Source organism: Streptomyces sp. NBC_01635 (genome assembly GCF_045209715.1).
In the GTDB taxonomy this organism is placed as follows: Bacteria; Actinomycetota; Actinomycetes; order Streptomycetales; family Streptomycetaceae; genus Streptomyces; species Streptomyces hirsutus.
In genome coordinates this window covers 6,144,002-6,164,497 of sequence record NZ_CP109277.1, presented here as the reverse complement: position 1 = coordinate 6,164,497, position 20,496 = coordinate 6,144,002, and the positions used below count along the sequence as shown (strand labels likewise).

Sequence of the window (20,496 nt, the reverse complement as noted above, 5' to 3'; positions counted from 1 at the left end):
TCCTGTGAATTCATTGAAACTCTACCACGAAAACGATCACTCAACTCCCGTTCAATTCCCCCCGGGAGAACAGCAGAAGAATCCTCCCACGTCACCGGCGACACGTGGCAAGCGTAGAGGAATGATGCGCGATTCAAGAGGTTACCGACCCGCCCCAACGGCGCTTTCGGTAACCAAGTCAGCCGTCAAGTGAAATGGCGAGCAAACCTGGCCGAATGGGAAAAAGCAGACGGAGGGCGCCTTGCTGCTCAGCATTGCGCTGTGCTTGCGCTCCCCTCGCGATGGGCCAAATCCCAGTGACCCGACCGAGCGAACCGCAGCGGCCCCCTCTCCGGTCGGGCGCTTCGCGCCCTGCCCCAACAGTCGCCTGCCTCGGCGCCGCCATCCGGCGGGACTTTCCTTCCTGCTCCCCTACTGCTCAACCTGCCGCAGGAGGCTGCACCGTAGCCCAGTCCGTCTGGGCCCTGCCTCCGGACTGCCTCCGGGCCGTCCCAGGCCGCTCGGCAATGACCGATGATGATCGCTCCGTCGCCTGTGCACACCGACTTGACCAGCAAAAACCGAGCTCACCAAGCTCCCCGGCAAGACCCGGGGCAAGAAGAAGCCGGGCCACAGCAGCAATCGGCTGGCCAGGACGTCTCGCTGCCCCCACGATGGGCGCATGAACGGGTTGCAGCACAGCGCTTGGCGGTACGTGGCGGAGGTGCTTCCTCCCCACGAACTCCCGATGCTCGCTGCGCATGCGCTCGTCGACGGGTTTGATTCCCCTGCTCTGCGCGAACTGGCCGGCCTGCCGCGTAGGAGCGACGAGACCGAGATCCGTGACCTGTACGTCCAAGCCCTGCACGAACTCGGCATATGCCTTCCCGACGAGGAGACAGCCGGCCGGTGCCTCCTCGTGAGCCTCGCGTTCGGTCTCGCGAAAGGCGAGCTGAGCCCCGCGGACGTGGCCGACCGGCTGTCGATGACGGTCGCGGCCCGTACCCGGGAGGAGACACGGTTCCTCTCCGTCGCAGCGGACTACAGCGAATGGATCAGCCCTGACGCACTCCCGGGGTGGGAGAACGATCTGAGAACCGCGGCCCACTCGTTGACCGCCCCCACCGACCTCGGTTCCGGTATCGGCGTGCCCGGTTCGCGGCGCGGCTGACCAACCCGCCTGAACGCGTCTCCCCGCCAGACTCGTGCCAGATACTGCGGGGAACCACGGGGAACAGCAGGCACCCGCCCAAGCATGCCCTCAGGTCATGACGCCGCTTCGCAACAGGTCAGCAAGCCTGTCGACCCCATAGAGCCCGGGCTTCCCAAGCTGATGTCCCGCTGTGCGGGTCCGACACGGGCCCCGCGTCCATCCTCGAAGCGAGATCGGTCTGCCGTCCAGCAGAAGGCCCCGCACGTCGTCCGCCGGCGGACGCCACCACGCAGCTACCATGGCCATGGCCCGTACATCTACGCCGTGGACGGCCCCCCGGCAAGACGGTCGCCCGCGTCTCCCCCTCCGGCATCGGCACGCCCCGCGACGTCGAGGAGATCTCCATCGGCCCGGACAACCGGATCCACGTCGGTGACATCGGGGACATCGGGGACGACCTCGGCGGCACCTGATCGTGCCAATGGAGGGTGCGAACAGTGCGCTGAAGGCGCAGAAAGCGCCCGGCGGGGCGGACGGCAGGACGCTCAAGGCCGGCGGGGCGGTGGCAGCCGGACGAGGGTGTCGCCGGAGTTGGTCTGTCGGGCAGCAGCAGCGACGGGCCGGGCCGGTCCACCGGGCGGACCTCCTTGTGGCGTATCCCTTGGTTACCCCGATCAGGCTACGGACCGACGGGCTTGTCCTCGCCGATTCACGAGGTATCCCCGTGTGACGTGTGGGGACGCCGGCGGCTTCCCTGACGATCCATCAGTCGAATTCCCGAGACGAGTGATGTTCTGAACGGCGGGACTCCAAGTCTCAGAGCCCCGCGGCAGCCCTCACCGGCACCTGGGACAGCCGACGTACTCCACGCCCGGACCGACCTCGATGACACCCACAGCCACGTCGCACAACTCCCCCAAACGCTGCAAGGCGCTCACCGGGAAGAGTGGCGTGGAGAGGCCACCGCACCCGGGGGCCAGGGGGCGGCGCGTCGCACGGCATGGCGGCGCGGGGCAGGTGCACAGGGCCGCGAGAGACAGGCCTTCGCTTCATTTCCAAGGGGCCGTCAGGTGGCGTCTGCGGTGAGCGCGTTACGCCTTTAGGGGGAAACCGCTCCGGGATGCGGCGCGCCTCACCCCGGAAAAGACTGTGGCGTGGTTTTCCCTCCGGCTGTCTCCCGCTTGCGCGATTGAGGTTCCCGATGCATCCGAATCATGCCGCCCGTCCACCTCACGGAACGGGGCACCAGCCTGTCCCGCCCGGCCCGAGCGGACACCACAAGGCCTGCGCGCGGCGGGAGCGGATACGGCTGGTGCTGGCATGCTCAGCAGCGGGCATGCTGCTAACGGGCTGCTTCGCCGCCGGTCGCACCACAACCGGTGACCGGGTCGGACGCTCCCTGGCGCAGAACCAGGCACCTTCGACGCCGGCGAACAGCAAGCCGGCCCAAGCGCCGCCAGGCCTTCCCGACACGCGGACGCCGACCCCGACGGATGCGAACAACGCGCTCACTCGTTTGCTCGAACCGATTCGAACGCAGAGCGGCACCCAGGTGTCGGTCGCCGTTCTGGAGCCCAGGACCGGCCGACGGACGGTGTACGGCTCACAAACACACATCACCGCGAGCCTGGCGAAGGTAGACATCCTGGCGGCACTGCTGCTGCGCGCCCAGCGCGAAAGACGGTCGCTCACCCCGTGGGAGACATCCACCGCCGCCTCAATGATCCAGAGCAGCGACAACGACTCCGCAAGTGCCCTGTGGCAACGTATCGGCGGCGGCCCAGGACTCGCTGACGCCAACAAGGCCCTGGGGCTGACCTCCACCCAAGCAGGACCAGGTACCCACTGGGGCCTCACCCGCACCACCGCGGCAGACCAACTCACCCTGTTGACCGCCGTGTTCGCCGATCATTCACCGCTCAGCGAAGCCTCACGTCACCTGATCCAGACCTTCATGGGCCGGATCGACGCCGACCAGGACTGGGGAGTGTCCGCGGAAGGCAGCCGTTGGCAACTCAAGAACGGCTGGCTGCAACGCTCCCACTCGCAACGCTGGACAATCAACAGCATGGGGCGAGTCGCAGCACACGGGAGCACGTTCTACGTCGTCGTCCTCTCTCACGGCAGCCCGAGCATGTCTCACGGCATCTCCACGGTGGAGCGAGCAGCGCGAACAGCCGTACACGCCCTTCGCCGCACCGCCCCTCCTGTGTCCCCGATCATCCACTGACCTCTTTCCTGCCGACCCGAGGCCGCACCTCCTGCGCATGAAGAAGGAAGGCCCGGTGGGCGACGGTCGTCCTGCCGTTTTCTCCTGCCAGGACCGGACCTCACGAGCGCCGGTACCCACACCGAGACGGCCTCCCGCCGCTTCCGCTCGCGACGGTCACCGCCTTCGCCTAGGACTTCGGATCACGCCTGCCGCGGTGCACGCGCCTCAAGCCTTGCCGCGGGCGTCTTCCAAGCTCCGCTGCACGTTCAGGACCAGACGCTGCAGACGCCCCGGCCCCACTGCCTCGTGGTCCATCCATTCGTCCAGGCGCGGCCGTAGGTACGGCACCATCACCAGCCCGTGCCGTCGCAGAACCGAGCGGTTGACCGAGATCTCCTCCTGGATTTCCCGGCGGAGCTCGTCAGTCCAGCCCTCGTCCATGTCGTGCTGCCCCAAGGGTTGTTCGAGTGCGGTCACCGCTTCGTCGAGCAAGGTGAGCAGGTCCATGGTCCCTCCGCCTTCCGCGGGGTAGGCGTTCTTTGCGGCAGGAGAAGAACAGGGCACCGTCCGCGCAGGTGAAAGTGGGTTGCCGGCCAGGAAGTCGCGTGGGTAGCGTCGCCGTCCGTGACTCCTCCTCTGCGCACCGAGCGGCTGCTCCTGGAACCGTACGTACCCGAGGACGAAGAGGCCTTCGTCGCTCTGTTCCAGGACACGAGGGTGTCGCAGTGGATGGGTGACGGCCCTGCTTCCGAAGCAGCGGACCGGGCACTGTTCGGGCGGATCTTCACGGAAGTCTATGCACGGGATCTGTTCGACGTCTGGGCCGTTCGTCGCGACGGGCTCCTGGTCGGGCATGCCGAGATCAAGCCGACCGACGTCGTCGGAGGCCACGAGATCATCTACGCCCTGGCGCCCGCGGCCTGGGGTTCCGGCCTGGGGACCGAGGTGGCGGAAGCGATCGTCGCCCACGGCTTCGACACCCTCGGACTGACCGAGGTGCATGCCACCGTAGCCGCACCGAACGAGTCCTCACTGGTACTGCTGGACAGAATCGGTTTCGAGCATGTCCGGGACATCGAAGAGGAGGACGGCAGCACCACTCGCGTGCTGGTCCGCCGTCGTACCGCGTCGACCGGCAAGGCGCTCCCCGCCCGGTAGGGGCGAGCAAGCCCCTCGGATCGTGACCGGCGGACGCGTGCCACGGACACGGCGGATTCTCGCGGACTGCGGTCTCCACGGTCACAAGTGCGCCATCGACGCCATGCTCGGCGCCACGGCACCGGCCGCGCCCGGGCCCGTCACGGCCCTCACCTCCGGTTCCGAGGACCTCACCGCGCTGTGCGGCGGGCGTGTCACTGTCATGGAGGTCTGATCGCGAGTGCCCGCCAACGGGTGACGGTGAGGTGTGCGGACAGCGCGTCCAGGAAGTCCGGGGTGTCAAAGAGGGCGCCGGCCGAGGCGACGCCGGTTGTCCGCGTGCGGCCGGTGAGGATGCGGTGGACCGCTTCCACCGCGAGAGGCGCGGTGACGGCGTAGATGTCGCGGCCGCTCGCCACGGCGCGGCGGTGTTCGTCGCCAGAGCGTACGACGGCGTCGACGAGGAAGGTCTGGACGGACCGGCCACGCGCGTCGGAGGCGGTCGGCGCCGGGGTGTCGGGGGGCGCGAGGTCCCTGGCCGCCTCGGCCGTCATGTAGGTGCGTACGTCGGGGGCGGTCAGGTGGCTGGGGACGGTGACGACGTCGGCCATGGTGAACTCCCCGACCACGGACCGGACTCCGAGTGGTTCGGGGAAGGTCCATTTCAGGGTGGGCGGGGCGTCGTCGCGGTATTCGAGAGCGCCGTTCCGGTAGGTGACGCGTCGGCCGTTTCGGCGCCTGCGGGAGACCTCGCCCGCGGCGCGGGTTCCGGGTGTGGGGTGCCAACTGCTCAGGCCGTACGCGATGTGTGCCTCGTCGGCCGTCGTCCAGTCGCCCATCGCCGTGGTGACAAGGAGGTCGCCGAGACCGCCGTGGAAGGCCATCGCAGGGAGCACCACCGTGTCCGCGGCGCGGGCGCGGTCCGTGTAATGCGTGAACGTGTCGAGATTCGCTTCGACCTCGGCCGCCACGTCCACGTACGGGATCCCGGCGCGCAGTGCCGCCTCGATCAGCGGGGCGGCGGTGGAGACGAAGGTGCCGGCGCGACCACGGCTCGGCGGTCGCCAAGACGGTCGCCCGCCGTCCGGTCGTGCCCCCGCACCGGGCGGGCGGCCAGGCCCAGTTCGTCGCCGCACCGGTGCCCGCCCGGGACGACCACGCGTTGGCCGGGCTGTTCCCCTGGGCGCTCGAGCGGCTCGACCGGCCCCTGACGGTGGAGGACCCGGCCCGCCGGGCGAACACGAGCTCACGCCATCCGGGCCGCCGGTTCAGGGCGGTGACCGGCACCGCCCCGCTGCAGTGGCTGCTGACCCAGCGGATCCGGCGGGCCCAGGAGTTGCTGGAGACCACCGGCGACAGCGTCGACGCCATCGCGGCGGCCACCGGCATGGGCAACCGCCACGACGCCGCGCCGGCACCTCAACCGCGCCCTCGGGGTCCCTCCGGACACCTACCGCCGCACCTTCCGCAGTTCACGGTCCGGCGGGGAACACGACAGCGGGGAACATTTCGGCTCCGCGCCGCGCTGACTGTGGTGTCCCGCCGGACATCACGGACAGGCAGGACACACCCACCGGGCACAGCGGACAGGACACCAGCCGGAGTTACCGGGCCGGCCGGCGTGAAGGAGTGTGAGACGGATGACGACGACAGGGCGTGACCTGCCTACCGCGACCGAGAACCCCTCGCTCGTGACAGCCTGCGGGCGCAGGATCGCGGTGCGGTGTCTGCGGCTCGCCCCCGCGGACCGGCCCATCAGCAGGGTCACCCTGGACGTCGGCCAGGACCGGGGAGGCGAGCCGGGGACGTGGGCGGCGCTCACCGCCGACGAGGCGCGCGCCCTGGCCCGTCTGCTTCTCCAGCACGCCGGGCTCGCCGAAGGGGGCAACGGCCCCGTGGAGCCGTCACGACAGGGCGTCGCCTCCTCCTGAACCCAGGACGTCGTCTCCCGGGGAACCGGCGGTGCGCGCACGCGGCCCGGTGGCCGGCGCGAGACGGGTGGACGCGCTCACGCCACGGTGACCACGGCTTTGCCGCGGGCGTGACCCCGCTCCACATGGCGCACGCCCTCGGCCGCGTCGGCGAAGGCGTAGCTCCGGTCGACCACCGGGGTGAGCGTGCCGGCCTCGATGAGCGCGGTGACGGCGAGCAGGTCCTCCCGGGCCGGCCCGGCCGGAGCCGCCGGGAGGATCGGGCGCAGCCGCTGCCGGACGAACACGTCGACCGCGCTCACGCGCAGCAGGGAGCCGACGGCTCCGAACACGCGGCCGGGGGAGCCTCCCCCGTTGGCCACCAGAGTCCCCGTCGGAGTGAGCGTTCGGCGCAGACGGCTCAACGGGCGGTTGCCCACGTTGTCCAGGATCACGTCGTAGCGTGCGCGGCCGTCGGTGAAGTCCTCGCGGGTGTGGTCGACGACGTGTGCGGCGCCCAGTGAGCGCACCAGCTCGACGTTGCGGGTGCCGCACACCCCCGTGACCTCCGCGCCCAGGGCCGCGGCGATCTGCACGGCGAACGTGCCCACGCCGCCGGCGGCCCCGTTGATCAGGACCCGCTGCCCCGCCTGCGTCCGGCCCACGGTCCGGATGCCGCGCAGGGCGGTCACCGCACCCATGGGCACGGCCGCGGCCTGCTCGAAGGTCAGGTTCGCCGGCTTGGGCACCAGCAGGTCCGCCGTGGTGCGCGCGTACTCGGCGAAGGAGCCCGTACAGAAGCCCAGCACCTCGTCGCCGGGCCGGAGTCCGCGCACGTCGGCGCCGACCGCCTCCACCTGCCCGGCCGCGTCGATCCCGGCCACCCGGGACCTCGGGCGGGTCAGCCCCATGCCTCCCAGCAGCCGCGCCACGTACGGGTCGCCGCGCATCATGTGCCAGTCGTAGGGGTTGAGCGCGGCCGCGCGCACGCGCACCAGTACCTGTCCGGTCCCGATCTCGGGCCGGTCGGTCTCCGCCAGTCGCAGGATGTCCGGTGGGCCGAACCGCTCCTGAACGATCGCCTTCATCGGGTCTCCCCCATCCCCTGGTGCTCGGTGACGGCTCACCGTTCCCGTCGGATCCGACACCGGTCGACCGGCAGGGGACCTTCACGGCGAGCGCCAGCGGTGTACGGCGTACACCTTGGGCGCACCATAGGTGTACGACGTACACCCGTCAAGGGGTACGGGAAGGGGCGGCGGGGCGCACCAGGGGGCGGCAATCGACGCGGACGAGCCCGCGGGCAGGCGAGGGCGGCGCCGGCGGGGCCTGCCGCCAGGAGCCGCGGGGCCCTTTTCAGCGGTGGGTCAGGGAGTGTCCCGGAGCCGGAGCCTGAGCCGTTCGAGGCCGTCCAGCGTCAGGTCCAGAGCGAACTCGAACTCGAACTGGTCGTCGCAGCCGGAGCCGACGACGGACTCCTGGTCATGGGCGACCGCCCTGGCCAGTTCCGTGAGGTGGGGGTAGCGGGCGGCCATTTCCTCGGGCGGCATCGCGTCCGGATCCGGCTCACGGCCGGGGGTGTCCTCGAACAGCTCCTGGGAGAAGCCCAGCAGGCGGCTGCCCATGACGTGCAGCGCGTGATGGACCAGGTCGATCGGGAACCCACCGGACCGGAAGATCCCGATCATCGAGTCCAGGTACTCCATCACCGCCGGGGTGGGGGTGGCCCGCGCCTTCGTCCGTGACTCGATGACCCCGGGCGCCCAGGGGTGGCGCAGCAGCATGCGGCGGGCCGACAGCACCCGGCGGCGGACGGCGGTCTTCCAGTCGGCGTGACCGGCCGGCGGGTCGATCTCGCCGACGACGACGTCGATCATGCCGTCCAGCAGTTCGTTCTTGTTGGCCACGTGCTTGTACAGCGCCATGGGCACGACGCCGAGCGCCTGCGCGATCCTGCGCATGCTGAGCGCGTCGACCCCGCCCTCGTCGGCGAGGGCGACGGCGGTGCCCAGAATCCGCTCCCTGTTCAAGGGGGTGCGGGGCTGTGCGGGGGCGTCGGCCTGCGTGCTCGTCTCCACCATTGCCTCTCGTACGGGCGGGGCCCGGAGCCGGGCCGTCCTCCCCGTGGGACGGGTCCGGCGGGCGGCGCGGCCATGGTAGCTCCCGGCCTCCACGCCGAAGCGCGGCAGTCGCGCGCCGTCCCGTCAGGAGGTGCGGCGGCCGAGGAGGACGAGTTCCCGGTTCAGTTCGGCGAGGAAGCGGGTCACCGTCGTCAGTTCCTCACGGGTGAAGCGGGAGCGGGCGGCTTCGGTGCCCCGGGCCAGGGGGCGGAAGAACTCGCCGGCGACGGCTCTGGCCGCCTCCTCGTAGTGCAGGTGGACCACGCGGCGGTCGCCCAGGGCGCGTACGCGGCGGATGTGGCCCGCTTTCTCCAGGCGGTCGATGCAGGCCGTCACCGCGCCCGAGGTGAGGTCGAGCTGGTCGCGCAGCCGGCCGGGGGTCATGGGGCCGCCGGCCGTGTCGGCGTCCAGGATCGCGATCAGTGCCTGCACATCGGTGAGGTGCAGCCCCTGCGCCTGGGCGAACTCGTGGGAGATGCGGTTGAACTCGGCGTTCATCCGGCGCAGCAGCACCGCGAACGCCTGCATCCCCACGGGGTCGCTTCCGGGAAGGGATGACGAGGGGGTTTCGGTGCCGGCCATGCGGTCAGTATATATTTGTTCAACCATTGAGATACTTGATGGTTGAGATTTACTTTCCTGCTCCTTTCCGTACCGATGTCGCTTGGGGATCCGATGAGAACCACACCGCGCCGGGGCCGGTGGCTCGTGCCGCTCGTCCTGCTGATCGTCTGGCTGGGTGTGGGCGGCACGCTCGGCCCCTACGCGGGCAAACTGGGCGAGGTCTCCACCAACGACCAGGCCGCGTTCCTGCCGCAGAGCGCCGAGTCGACCAAGGTCCTCGAAGCGGGTGAGGCGTTCGAGGAGGCCGGGGCGGCCCGGACGGTTCCCGCCATCGTGGTGTGGACGCTCGACGGGGGCGGGGACGGCACGGTCACCGAGGCGCAGCGGGAGGCGGCCACCCGGGCGATCGGCGGGCTCGCCGGGCAGCCCGGGGTCGTCGGCGCCCCGTCGCCCGCCCTCGTCTCCGACGACCAGCAGGCCATGCAGGCCGTCGTCCCGCTGAAGCCCGACCTCGAGGACGGTTTGTCCAAGGTCCTGGACGAGATCCGGGAGACGGCGAAGAGCGTGCCGGGGACCACGGCGCAGATCGCGGGACCGGCGGCGAGCCAGGCCGATCTGTCGGACGCGTTCGCCGGGATCGACGGACTGCTGCTGGGCGTGGCGCTCGCCGCCGTGCTGGTGATCCTTCTGCTGGTCTACCGGAGCGTCCTGCTGCCGTTCCTGATCATCCTCGGGTCCGTCTTCGCCCTCGCCCTCGCGTGCGCGGTCGTGTACGCGCTGGCCGACCGGGACGTCGTCCGGGTGGACGGCCAGGTGCAGGGCATTCTCTCCATTCTCGTGATCGGCGCCGCCACGGACTACGCGCTGCTGCTGACCGCGCGCTTCCGCGAGGAACTCGCCGCGCGCGGGGACCGGGTCGCGGCCGCGACGGCCGCGGTGCGCCGCTCGTTCGGGGCGATCACGGCCAGTGCCGCGACCGTGGTGCTCGGTCTGCTGGCCCTGCTCGCCAGCGACCTCACGAACAACCGCGCCCTCGGGCCGGTCGGCGCCATCGGCATCGTGTGCTCCGTGCTCTCCACGCTCACCTTCCTGCCGGCCGTGCTGGCCCTGCTGGGACGCGGTGCCTTCTGGCCCTCCCGGCCGAAGGAGGCCGAAAGCGCGCCCTCCGCGGACGGCTCCGGGGAAAAGCGCGGGGTGTGGCAGCGGGTCGCCGCGACCGTGGACCGGCGGCCGCGTGCAACGTGGGTGGTGACGGCGTTGGTGCTCGCCGCCTTCGCGGCCTTCTCCCCGGCCCTCTCCTCGAAGGGCGTGCCGCTCGACGAGATCTTCGTCGGCGAGGCCTCCTCGGTCTCCGCCCAGGAGACACTCGGTGAGCACTTCCCCGGCGGCTCCGGCAACCCCGCCGTCATCGTCGCCGACGCCGACCGTGCCGCTCAGGTGACGGCCGCGGCCGAGAGGACCGAGGGCGTGGCGTCGGCCGCCACGGTCTCCGCCTCGGGGCGTCCCGGGGGCGAGCCGCTCGTCGCCGACGGCCGCGTCCAGATCTCCGCCACGCTCGAGGCCGGGGCCGACAGCGACGCCGCCAAGGAGACCGTCGAACGGCTCCGCGGGAACGTGCACGCGGTCTCCGGGGCCGACGCGCTGGTCGGCGGCTACACGGCGCAGCAGTACGACACCCAGGAGACCGCCGCCCGGGACCGTACGGTGATCGTGCCCGTCGTCCTGTGCATCATCCTGCTGATCCTCGTCCTGCTGCTGCGCTCGCTGCTCGTGCCGGTGCTGCTGGTGGCGACCGTGGGGCTCAACTTCCTGGCGACGCTCGGGGTCTCGGCACTCGTCTTCGAGCATCTCCTCGGGTTCTCGGGCACGGACGCCTCGGTACCGCTGTACGGGTTCGTGTTCCTGGTGGCGCTGGGCGTCGACTACAACATCTTCCTGATGTCCCGGGTCCGGGAGGAGGCGCTCGCGCACGGCAGCCGGCAGGGCGTGCTGCGCGGGCTCACCACCACCGGCGGAGTCATCACCTCGGCCGGTGTCGTCCTCGCGGCGACGTTCGCGGCCCTGATGGTGATTCCCCTGGCCTTCCTGGCCCAGATCGCGTTCATCGTGGCCTTCGGCGTCCTGCTCGACACCCTCGTGGTCCGCTCGCTGCTGGTGCCCGCGCTCGTGATCGACATCGGTCCGCGGGCGTGGTGGCCGAGCGTTCTGGCCCGCAAGGGCGACGCGGGAGCCGGAGCTGGTGCCGGCTCCGGGACCGGGGCCGGGGCCGGGACCGAGGCCGGGACCGAGGCCGGGACCGAGGCCGGGACCGAGGCAGGAGCCGGGACCGAGGCAGGAGCCGGGACCGAGGCAGGAGCCGGATCCGGAACCGGAACCGAAACCGGAGTCGGCTCCGGGACCGGGCCCGCCTCCGACGCCGGATCCGGTTCCCGGCCCGGCTGAACGGGCGCGGGCACCGCACTGCCGCCATGATCGGACGAGAGGAAGAGGAAAGCGGCCTCGGGCGAGCACGGAGGAGACGGACGTGGGCACCGACGCGGGGACGGACGCGGGCTCGAACGGACAGCGGGACGGGAGCGGAGCCGAGCGGCTGCACTGCCTGGTCACCGGCGCCTCCGGATACATCGGCGGGCGCCTCGTGCCGGAGCTGCTGCGGGCCGGGCACCGGGTGCGGTGCCTCGCCCGCACCCCCGGCAAGCTCCGCGACCATCCCTGGGCGGGTGACGTCGAGACCGTCCGGGGCGACGTCACCGACCCCGGTTCGGTCGCCGGGGCCCTGCGCGGGATCGACGTCGCCTACTACCTGGTGCACGCCCTCGGGACCGGCTCCGGGTTCGAGGAGACCGACCGGCAGGCGGCCCGGACCTTCGCGGAAGAGGCCCGGGCCGCCGGCGTACGGCGCATCGTCTACCTGGGCGGGCTGACCCCGCGCGGTGTGCCGGAGCAGTCCCTGTCCCCGCATCTGCGCTCCCGCGCCGAGGTCGGACGGATCTTCCTCGACGGGCCGGTGCCCGCCACCGTGCTGCGGGCCGCGGTCGTCATCGGTTCGGGGTCGGCGTCGTTCGAGATGCTGCGCTATCTGACCGAGCGGCTGCCGGTCATGGTGACCCCCAGCTGGGTGCACACCCGGATCCAGCCGGTCGCGGTACGCGATGTGCTGCGGTACCTCGTCGGCTCGGCCCGCATGCCCGCGGAAGTCGACCGGGCGTTCGACATCGGTGGCCCGGACATCCTCACCTACCGCGAGATGATGCAGCAGTACGCCGTCGTGGCCGGCCTGCGGCGGCGGCTCGTCGTGCCGGTGCCGGTGCTCACACCGAGACTGTCCAGCCACTGGATCGGGCTCGTCACCCCCGTACCCGCCTCCCTGGCCCGGCCGTTGACGGAATCGCTGCGCCACGAGGTCGTCTGCCACGAGCACGACATCGCCCGGTACGTGCCCGACGTGCCGGGCAGTCCCCTGCCGTTCGACGAGGCGCTGGCCCTCGCGCTGCGGAGGGTGCGGGAGGCGCAGGTCGCCACGCGCTGGTCGTCCGCGAGCCTGCCGGGGGCGCCCAGCGATCCGCTGCCCACCGACCCCGACTGGGCCGGCGGGAGTCTCTACCAGGACGAGCGCCGGATGCCGGTCGAGGCGTCCGTGGAGTCGCTGTGGAAGGTGATCGAGGGCATCGGCGGGGACCACGGCTGGTACTCCTTCCCGCTGGCCTGGGCGGTGCGGGGCTGGCTGGACCGGTTCGTCGGCGGTGTCGGCCTGCGGCGCGGGCGGCGGGACGCCGAGCGGCTGCGGGTCGGGGACTCGCTGGACTTCTGGCGGGTCGAGGAGATCGAGCCCGGCCGACTGCTGCGGCTGCGGGCCGAGATGCGGCTGCCGGGCCTGGCGTGGCTGGAGATGTACGCCGACACGGACGACGAGGGCCGCACTCGTTACCGCCAACGCGCCCTGTTCCACCCGCGCGGACTGCCGGGCCATGCCTACTGGTGGTCCGTCGCCCCGTTCCACGCCGTCGTCTTCGGCGGCATGGCCCGCAACATCACCCAGGCGGCCTCGAAGGGCATGAGCGCGCACGGGGCCGACGCGCGCACGGGCCGCCGCGAAGGCCACGCGCCCGCACGGCACGTACGGCGCGCCCGGCGCCTGCCCCGCGGGTGACGCGTCCGGCGGTGGCGTGCCCGGCTCCGCATCCGTGTGCCGGGAACAGCCCGAAGAGACGGCGGGAAAGCAAGCAAGCCCTCATGCCCGACCAGGAGTAGCCCCATGACCGTCGCGGTCGTCCTGTTCACCTCGGATCTGCGTCTGCACGATCATCCGCCGCTGCGCGCCGCGCTCGCCGCGGCCGACGAGGTGGTGCCGCTCTTCGTGCGCGATCCCGGTGTCCACGCGGCCGGCTTCGACGCGCCGAACCGTGCCGCCTTCCTCGCCGACTGCCTGCGGGACCTCGACGCCTCGCTGCGCCGGCGCGGCGGCCGGCTCGTCGTGCGTACGGGGCCGGTTGTCAGGGAGGCCGGCGCGGTCGCCGCGGAGTGCGGGGCCGTGGAGGTGCACACGGCGGCGGGCGTCAGCGGCTACGCCCAGCGGCGGGAGGAGCGGCTGCGGGAGGACCTCGGCCGGCGCGGGGTGGCGCTGCGGGTGCACGACGCGGTGATCACCGCCGTCGCCGCCGGGGCCGTGACGCCCGCGGGGTCCGACCACTACGCCGTGTTCACCCCCTACTTCCGCCGCTGGTCGCAGGAGCGGCTGCGGGAGACCTGCCCGGCGCCGCGCACCGTGCGGGTCCCCGACGCGGTGCGCGGCGAGCCGCTGCCCTCCCGTGACGAACTGTCCGGCCTCTCCCCCGGCCTCCCCACCGGGGGCGAGACACGAGGGCGCGAACGGTTCGCCCGGTGGGCCCGGTCCCGGATGGCCGAGTACGAGGAGGGGCACGACGACCTGGCGGGCGACGTGACCTCCCGCCTCTCGCCCCACCTCCACTTCGGGACCCTCTCCCCGGTGGAGCTCGTCCAACGGGCCCGCGCGCGGGGTGGCGTGGGGGCGGAGGCGTTCGTACGCCAGTTGTGCTGGCGCGACTTCCACCACCAGGTGCTGGCGGCGCGGCCCGAGGCGTCCCGGCGGGACTACCGCCCCCGGCACGACCGGTGGCGGTCCGAGGACGAGGCGGCCGAGGACGTCGCCGCGTGGCGGGAGGGCCGTACCGGCTATCCCCTCGTGGACGCGGCGATGCGCCAACTGCTCCACGAGGGCTGGATGCACAACCGGGCACGGCTGCTGGCGGCGAGCTTCCTGGCCAAGACGCTGTACGTGGACTGGCGGGTCGGCGCCCGGCACTTCCTGGACCTGCTGGTGGACGGTGACCTCGTCAACAACCAGCTCAACTGGCAGTGGGTCGCCGGGACCGGCACCGACTCCCGCCCGAACCGCGTCCTCAACCCCGTCCGCCAGGGCCGGCGTTACGACCCGAGCGGCGCCTACGTACGGCGCTGGGTGCCCGAACTGGAGAACGTGGACGAGCGGAACGTGCACGAGCCCTGGCGACTGCCGGAGGAACGGCGTGCCGCCCTGGACTACCCCGCCCCGCTGATCGGCCTCGCCGACGGGCTGGCCCGCTTCCAGCACGCCCGCGGCCTCGACTGAGCCCGGGACCCGGGACCCGCGCTCCGGGCTCCGGGCTCCGGGCTCCGGGGTGGAGTCGGCCGCGACCGGCCCCGGCATCACTCGTCTCGGCGGCCGGCGCGCCCACTTGGCGGCCGGAACGTTCTGAACGGGGCCTGCCCCGTCCCGCCCCGCTCGCACCCCCGCAGGCACGACCGATCGCTCTCCGATCACACCCTCACTGTTCATGTATATAAATGTAGTTCACTGTCTTGATGAGGTGGGCCGTCTGTGCGTAGAGTCCGGTCACCTCGCCCGCACGCACTGGACGGAGCCACTCGTGTCCAAGCAACTCCGCAAGCCAAGAGGAGGGCGGCAGGCCGGCGTTCTCGCCGCCGTTCTCGCCGTGACCGCTGCCACCGCCACCGCTTGTTCCTCGGGCGGCACAGCCCAACAGGACGACTCCCGGCCCCTGGAGGTCTGGATCCGGCAGGACGCCGGGAGTCCCGCCGCGGAGTCGGCCGAGGCCCTCACCAAGGCCTTCACCAAGGAGAGCGGCATCGAGGCGAAGCTGGTCGCCGTCGGGGTGACGGACTTCGAGACCAAGCTTCAGCAGCGCACCGCGCAGAAGGACCTGCCGGACGTCGTCATCAACGACACGGGCCAGCTGGGCAACCTGGTGACCCAGGGGCTGGTCCGCGAGGTCGACCGCGACGGCGTGGCCGGGAACGCCGATCTCGCCGACCGCGCCTGGGAGGCCGCGCGGGGCTACGACGGCAAGTACTACGGCGTGCCCTTCAACTCGCAGGCCTTCGCCCTGCTGGTGCGCAAGGACTGGCGGGAGGCCGTGGGCGCCGGCGTTCCCCGAACCTGGGACGAACTCACCGAACTGGCCGTGAAGTTCACCGAGGACGACCCGGACGGCAACGGCAAGAACGACACCGCCGGCATGGTGATACCCGGGAGCACCACCCGCGGCTATCTGACCTGGTGGTTCTCGACCATGCTGTGGTCCGGGGGCGGCGACTTCGTCAAGGAGCGGGGCGAGGGCTACGCGGCCGCGATCGACGAGCCCGCGTCGGTCGAGGCGGTCGAGAAGCTCCAGGCGATGTTCTGCGACTCCGAGGTCGCGCAGCCGGGCGCCAGTACCGCCGACTCCTCGGCCACGCACACCTTCTTCGAGAGCGGCAAGGGCGGCATCTATCTGACCGGCCCGTACATGCTGCCGCGTTTCGACGGATCGCTCGGCAAGGACAAGTACGAGGTGCTCGCGCCGCCGCCGGGTGCCGGCGGCGAGGCCGTCCTGGCGGAGGGCGAGAACGTCTACATGATGGCCGGCTCCAGCAACGAGAAGGGTCAGCAGGCGTACGCCGAGTTCGCCGCCTCCCCGGCCGGCCAGAGGATCGGTCTCGGCGTCGACAACGGCGGCATCATCGTCCGGCTGCCGGTCAACACGACGGTCGACGGGGCCGCCGAGCGGAAGGACCCGCGCTGGGAGACCTTCCAGGAGATCTACAACGAGTCCGGCCGCAACGCGCCGGCCCTGCCCAACTGGTCCGCCGTCCGGCAACTGTCGTCCGAGGGTCTGAACGGCGTCGTCTCCACATGCTCGCGCGACGTGGGCAAGGCGATGGGCGAGCTCGCGGACGAGCTGGACGCCGAGCTCGAGAAGCAGGGGGCCAAGGGCGAATGACGGCGACCGAGGCACGGACGTCGCCGGGTCCGGGCACCCGGCGTCCGCTCCGCGCGGGCCCGCCGGCGAAGACACGGCTGCGACGGGCCGCGACACCGTGGCTCTTCCTCGCCCCGGCCCTGCTGCTCTTCCTGTACTTCAAGTTCATCCCCATGGTCCAGGCCGTGCGGATGAGCTTCGAGGAGGTCCGTCCGTTCCTCGGCAACACCTATGTCGGCGGCGCGAACTACGCGGAGATCGCGGGAAGTTCCGACTTCGGCGCGGCGGTGTGGCACACCGTGGTACTGGCCGTGGCGACCACCGCCGGGTCGATCGTGCTCGGTCTCGCGCTGGCGCTGCTGCTGGAGGGGCAGACCCGGAGCCTGTGGTTCGTCCGGTCGGCGATCTTCCTGCCGGTGGTCACCGCCATGGCGGTGGTGGCCGAGGTGTGGCGGGTCATGTACTACCCGGCCGAGGGCGGGGCGCTGAACTCGGTGCTGTCCGTCTTCGGTCTGGGGCCGAGCGAGTTCCTCAACTCGCCGGACAGCTCACTGGCGTCCATCGCCTTCGTCGGCGTCTGGCGGGGCACCCCCTACGACATGATGATCTTCCTGGCGGGGCTGGCCGGTGTGGACCGGGTGCTGTACGAGGCCTCGGCGGTCGACGGCGCCTCGCGCTTCCGCCGGATCTGGCACGTCACGCTGCCCGGTCTGCGGCCGGTGTTCGCGATCCTGCTGACCCTGGCGGCGATCCGGGGCTTGCGGATCTTCACCGAGGTGTTCCTGCTCACCAACGGCGGGCCGGACGGCTCGACGGAGGTGTTGCTGACGCTGACGTACAAGCTCGGGCTCGAACGCAACGAGCTGGGCGTGGCGGCGGCCGGAACCGTCCTGCTGTTCCTGGTTCTGCTGGTGCTGACCGTCGCGTCGCGACTGCGCAGGAGGGAGGCCCGATGAGGAACGAGACCGCGCTCGGCCTGCAGGAGGCTCACGGGCCATGGGCCCGGGCCGCCCGGTTCGTCCTGCACACCGTCCTTTTCGTGATCTTCGCGGGGCCGCTGCTGGCCCTGATGGTCGGCGCCTTCACACCGACCGTGGACCCGACGCAGTTCACCCTGCTCCCCGACCGGCTGTCGCTCGACAACCTGGAACGGGCGATCGACCGGGGCGTCCTGGACTATCTCCTCAACTCCTTCATCGTGGTCGGCGCCGGCCTGGCCCTGCAGGTCCTGGTCAGCGTCTTCGCCGGCTATGCCCTGGCCCGTAAGCGCTTCCGCGGTTCGGCGACGGTGCTGGTGGTCGTCCTGGCGACGATGATGCTGCCGGAGGAGGTGCTGGCCGTACCGCTGTCGGTGCTGCTGGCGGATCTGCCGGTGGTGCACATCAGCCTGGTCGGCTCGCTGGCCGGCATGATCGTGCCGGTGGCGGCGTGGGGCTTCTCCATCCTGGTCATGACCGAGTTCATGAAGGAGATCCCCAAGGAGCTGGAGGAGTCGGCGAAGCTGGACGGCGCGGGCGAGTTCCGCGTCTTCTGGCAGGTCGTGCTGCCCCTGTGCCGCCCCGCCCTGGGCGTCATCGGCATCTTCGGCTTCACCATGATCTGGGACCAGTACATGCTGCCCCTGCTGGTCGCCACGGACCCGGCCCAGTACACCCTGCCGCTGGCCCTGCGCTCCATGCGCTCGGACGACCAGGTGGGCATCGGCGTGCTGCTCGTGGGCGCGTTCCTGGCCATGCTGCCGTCGGTACTCGCCTTCCTGGCCCTCCAGCGCTCGTTCATCCGGGGGCTGACATCGGGGGCGGTCAAGGGGTAGCGGGAGGAACGGCGGGGGACCGTCCGCCGCTCCCGCGACACGGCCCGGGCGGTCGGTCAGCCTGCCGGCCGGGAGGTCGCGGTTCCGGTTTCGGGCCCGGGGTCCGGTCCGTCGCCCGGGACCGGCGTCGGTGCGGGCGGGGGCGGGGTGGCCGTGGAGGTGATCTCGACGTGTTCGCCCCGCTGGACGTGGGTGTAGAACCATCGCGCGTCGTTGACGCTCAGGCCCAGCCAGCCCGTCCTGACGTCGAGGGCACCGAGGGACCGGGTGTCGAAGGCGAGGGCGCCCGCGTAGACCGGCGGCCGGTCGCCGGTGCGCAGCTCCACCACGTACGGGACCTTGGCCTCGTGGCGGTTCTCGGTCCTCTTCTCGCCCCGCAGCAGCATGACCTCGTGCTTGGCCCGCACGGTCAGTTCGCGGCCGGGCGACAGGAAGGTGCCGAAGAAGTGCGAGTCGACGCGCATGACACGGCCGTCGAACGTGAGGGTGTGACGGCCCAGGTCGAGGACGGCCTCCTCGGTGTCGGCCGGCCGGGCGGTCACCGCCTCGGGTGCCCGGGGACTGGACGTCGGCGTGCCGATCGTCGCGGACCCGGCCGAGGCGCGCGGGTCCCGGCCGGGCTCCTCGGCGTGCACGGTGAGTCCGATCGTCGCCAGCATGCTGGCCGCCGAGGTCGCCAGGCCGAGGCGGACGGTGGTCCGGCGACGGCGGGAGCGGCGGCGCGCCCGGGTGCGGACCTCGGCGGCCGGCAGGGGCGGCGGCGCTTGGTTCGCCTCCGCCAACTCGCGCAACGCGGTGGCGAGTTCATCCGACACGGCCGCCCTCCCTCCAGGCCGGCTCCTCGGCCTCGTCCACCGCAAGCTGTTTGGCCAGTGCCGCCCGTCCCCGGGACAGCCGGACCTTGACCGTCCCCACGGGTGCGCCGGTCTCGGAGGCTACCTGTTCGACACTGAGGTCGCACAGATGGTGAAGGACGACCGCCATACGCTGATGCTCGGGCAGTTCGCGCAACGCGGCGACCAGCGCGGCGCGTTCGGGACCGGGACCGGGGGTCGTTTCCGGCAGCGCGGAATGGCGCGCCAGCTCCAGCCAGCGTCGCGCGCGGCGCCAGCGGCTGACCGCGAGACGCATGGCGACCGTGCGCACCCACGCCTCGGGAGCCCCGTCGGCCTGAAGCTTGTGGCGCCGGTCCCAGGCCCGCACGAACGCCTCCTGGACCACGTCCTGGGCCTCGCCCAAATCCCCCGTGAAGGCGAAGAGCTGACCGGTCAGACGGGGGAACGCGGCCGCGTAGAAAGCGTCGAACTCGTCCTCGGTCATGCCCTCCACCGGTGTCCGGGAATGTGCGTACGACCGGCCGGCCCTGACATGCACACAGGTTCAACAGATCACGCACATGGAAGCACAGCCCTGGAGGAAGACGCGGAACACGGGTCCTAGGATCCATCAACCGCCATACGGGTGAATACCGTTTCCTTGTCCCACGACCGCCCGCTCAGCCCGCCCGGCCGGCCGATCCCGTCCCGCTCAGAGCCGGGCCCAGGTGTTCCGGTCCCGGGCCATCGCGTGCAGGGCCTCCACGTCGGCCGGTTTCAGTACGCCCCCGAGGTCGCCCAGACGCTCCACCTCGTCGCCCGTCAGGACGCGCACCGCACGCGGCGGAGTCCTCATCGTCACATGCGACGCTCCGACCAGGACGAGCACCGGGCGGACCTCCGCGGTCAGGGCGTACGAGACCCGGTCGGCGTCGGCGCGGACGCGGCGCAGCACGGGGTGCGGCTCGCGGCGGCCGAGGGTGACCAGCGGGTCGGCGACCGTCACCCGCTGTCTGCGGGCGTACACGGCGTGTACGGCGTACAGCCCGCCGGGGCCGATCGCCAGGTGGTGGACGCGATCGCCGCCGGGGAGCGGGATCGAGTGCAGAACGCGTACCCCCAGTCCGTCCATGCGGTCCAGGGCCTCGCCCACCGTCCGCTCCGCGTCGAGTGCCCGGTGCCGCGGGTCGGGACGGAGGCGGTGGGCCGGGCCGGGGTCGCGGTCGAGCGCGACCAGGAGGGCCTCGCCGGGACGGTTCGGGGCGAGGTCGTCGTCGGGATGGAGGGTGAGTCGTGCCAGCTCGGCGGGGGTGGGGACCGGGGGCGGACCGACCGTGACCGGGCCGGTGAGGAAGGGGCCGAGCGCTTCGAGCACCTCCGCCTCGCGGTCCTCACCGAGCAGGTTGACCCTGGCCGCGTCACGGTCGTACCAGGCGATGTTCCCTCCGTCCGGGAGGCAGACGTACAGCCGCTCCCGGCCGTGCCGCCAGGTCGGTACGACGCGCAGACCGTTCATGCACCATCACCCCACCTT

At 71.7% G+C, this 20,496-nt stretch carries 17 protein-coding genes and 4 pseudogenes; 13 read left to right on the top strand and 8 right to left on the bottom strand.

What is annotated here, in order from left to right; all coding sequences use genetic code 11:
• The first annotated feature begins 661 nt into the window (after positions 1-661).
• The 3 genes and pseudogenes from OHB56_RS28770 to OHB56_RS28760 all read left to right on the top strand — a co-directional run bounded on the left by OHB56_RS28770 (position 662) and on the right by OHB56_RS28760 (position 3,362).
• Positions 662-1,150: a hypothetical protein gene (locus OHB56_RS28770; RefSeq protein WP_406356444.1), complete on the top strand. Its 489-nt coding sequence runs from the start codon at positions 662-664 to the stop codon at positions 1,148-1,150.
• A gap of 288 nt (positions 1,151-1,438) precedes the next feature.
• Positions 1,439-1,578 (top strand): annotated as a pseudogene (locus OHB56_RS28765) (WD40 repeat domain-containing protein); the annotation flags it as partial.
• A gap of 890 nt (positions 1,579-2,468) precedes the next feature.
• The gene (locus OHB56_RS28760; protein ID WP_406356442.1) at positions 2,469-3,362 is read left to right on the top strand and encodes a serine hydrolase; all 894 of its coding nucleotides are present in this window, start codon (positions 2,469-2,471) and stop codon (positions 3,360-3,362) included.
• Between the two features lie 207 nt (positions 3,363-3,569).
• On the opposite strand, the gene OHB56_RS28755 is transcribed toward OHB56_RS28760, so the two are convergent.
• Positions 3,570-3,851, bottom strand: coding sequence for a hypothetical protein (locus tag OHB56_RS28755; protein ID WP_055595464.1), 282 nt, complete (start codon positions 3,849-3,851; stop codon positions 3,570-3,572).
• A 117-nt stretch (positions 3,852-3,968) separates the two neighbouring features.
• On the opposite strand from OHB56_RS28755, the gene OHB56_RS28750 reads away from it, so the two are divergent.
• Complete coding sequence (locus tag OHB56_RS28750; RefSeq protein WP_326754742.1) at positions 3,969-4,502, top strand: GNAT family N-acetyltransferase; 534 nt, start codon at positions 3,969-3,971, stop codon at positions 4,500-4,502.
• A gap of 55 nt (positions 4,503-4,557) precedes the next feature.
• Positions 4,558-4,716, top strand: a pseudogene (locus OHB56_RS28745) (DNA-binding protein); the annotation flags it as partial.
• Here OHB56_RS28745 and OHB56_RS28740 read toward each other — a convergent pair.
• A pseudogene (locus OHB56_RS28740) lies at positions 4,703-5,524 on the bottom strand (saccharopine dehydrogenase); the annotation flags it as partial. The pseudogenes OHB56_RS28745 and OHB56_RS28740 overlap by 14 nt on opposite strands.
• On the opposite strand from OHB56_RS28740, the pseudogene OHB56_RS28735 reads away from it, so the two are divergent.
• Both OHB56_RS28735 and OHB56_RS28730 read left to right on the top strand, forming a co-directional pair.
• Positions 5,521-6,010 (top strand): annotated as a pseudogene (locus OHB56_RS28735) (helix-turn-helix domain-containing protein); the annotation flags it as partial. The pseudogenes OHB56_RS28740 and OHB56_RS28735 overlap by 4 nt on opposite strands.
• Before the next feature lie 111 nt (positions 6,011-6,121).
• A complete protein-coding gene (locus OHB56_RS28730; RefSeq protein WP_326754739.1) occupies positions 6,122-6,412 on the top strand; it encodes a hypothetical protein in 291 nt (96 codons plus the stop codon).
• A 77-nt stretch (positions 6,413-6,489) separates the two neighbouring features.
• Here OHB56_RS28730 and OHB56_RS28725 read toward each other — a convergent pair whose 3' ends face one another.
• From OHB56_RS28725 to OHB56_RS28715, 3 genes are all read right to left on the bottom strand, one after another.
• The gene (locus OHB56_RS28725; protein WP_326754738.1) at positions 6,490-7,479 is read right to left on the bottom strand and encodes an NAD(P)-dependent alcohol dehydrogenase; all 990 of its coding nucleotides are present in this window, start codon (positions 7,477-7,479) and stop codon (positions 6,490-6,492) included.
• Positions 7,480-7,758: 279 nt separating this feature from the next.
• The gene (locus OHB56_RS28720; protein WP_326754737.1) at positions 7,759-8,472 is read right to left on the bottom strand and encodes a TetR/AcrR family transcriptional regulator C-terminal domain-containing protein; all 714 of its coding nucleotides are present in this window, start codon (positions 8,470-8,472) and stop codon (positions 7,759-7,761) included.
• 123 nt (positions 8,473-8,595) lie between these two features.
• Entirely contained in the window at positions 8,596-9,039 is a 444-nt protein-coding gene (locus OHB56_RS28715; RefSeq protein ID WP_055595469.1) for a MarR family transcriptional regulator, read from the bottom strand.
• A gap of 147 nt (positions 9,040-9,186) precedes the next feature.
• On the opposite strand from OHB56_RS28715, the gene OHB56_RS28710 reads away from it, so the two are divergent.
• The 6 genes from OHB56_RS28710 (at position 9,187) to OHB56_RS28685 (ending at position 18,147) form a co-directional block, all read left to right on the top strand.
• Positions 9,187-11,517 carry an MMPL family transporter gene (locus tag OHB56_RS28710; RefSeq protein ID WP_406356438.1) on the top strand — a complete coding sequence of 777 codons (2,331 nt, stop codon included), beginning with the start codon at positions 9,187-9,189 and terminating at the stop codon, positions 11,515-11,517.
• Positions 11,518-11,599: 82 nt separating this feature from the next.
• Positions 11,600-13,225: an SDR family oxidoreductase gene (locus tag OHB56_RS28705; RefSeq protein ID WP_406356436.1), complete on the top strand. Its 1,626-nt coding sequence runs from the start codon at positions 11,600-11,602 to the stop codon at positions 13,223-13,225.
• 105 nt (positions 13,226-13,330) lie between these two features.
• On the top strand, positions 13,331-14,704 hold the full coding sequence (locus tag OHB56_RS28700) for a cryptochrome/photolyase family protein (protein WP_406356434.1): 1,374 nt from the start codon (positions 13,331-13,333) through the stop codon (positions 14,702-14,704).
• 298 nt (positions 14,705-15,002) lie between these two features.
• Positions 15,003-16,355 carry an ABC transporter substrate-binding protein gene (locus OHB56_RS28695; protein ID WP_406356432.1) on the top strand — a complete coding sequence of 451 codons (1,353 nt, stop codon included), beginning with the start codon at positions 15,003-15,005 and terminating at the stop codon, positions 16,353-16,355.
• Positions 16,352-17,290, top strand: a complete 939-nt coding sequence (locus OHB56_RS28690; RefSeq protein ID WP_406356430.1) for a carbohydrate ABC transporter permease — start codon at positions 16,352-16,354, stop codon at positions 17,288-17,290. The genes OHB56_RS28695 and OHB56_RS28690 overlap by 4 nt, the downstream gene beginning before the upstream one ends.
• On the top strand, positions 17,287-18,147 hold the full coding sequence (locus tag OHB56_RS28685; protein ID WP_326754732.1) for a carbohydrate ABC transporter permease: 861 nt from the start codon (positions 17,287-17,289) through the stop codon (positions 18,145-18,147). Before OHB56_RS28690 ends, OHB56_RS28685 begins: the two co-directional genes overlap by 4 nt.
• A gap of 56 nt (positions 18,148-18,203) precedes the next feature.
• Here OHB56_RS28685 and OHB56_RS28680 read toward each other — a convergent pair whose 3' ends face one another.
• The 3 genes from OHB56_RS28680 to OHB56_RS28670 all read right to left on the bottom strand — a co-directional run bounded on the left by OHB56_RS28680 (position 18,204) and on the right by OHB56_RS28670 (position 20,478).
• Positions 18,204-18,962, bottom strand: a complete 759-nt coding sequence (locus OHB56_RS28680) for a hypothetical protein (protein ID WP_406356428.1) — start codon at positions 18,960-18,962, stop codon at positions 18,204-18,206.
• The gene (locus OHB56_RS28675) at positions 18,952-19,467 is read right to left on the bottom strand and encodes a SigE family RNA polymerase sigma factor (protein ID WP_406356426.1); all 516 of its coding nucleotides are present in this window, start codon (positions 19,465-19,467) and stop codon (positions 18,952-18,954) included. Before OHB56_RS28675 ends, OHB56_RS28680 begins: the two co-directional genes overlap by 11 nt.
• A gap of 207 nt (positions 19,468-19,674) precedes the next feature.
• Positions 19,675-20,478 carry a nuclease-related domain-containing protein gene (locus OHB56_RS28670; protein WP_326754730.1) on the bottom strand — a complete coding sequence of 268 codons (804 nt, stop codon included), beginning with the start codon at positions 20,476-20,478 and terminating at the stop codon, positions 19,675-19,677.
• Between the last annotated feature and the right edge of the window lie 18 nt (positions 20,479-20,496).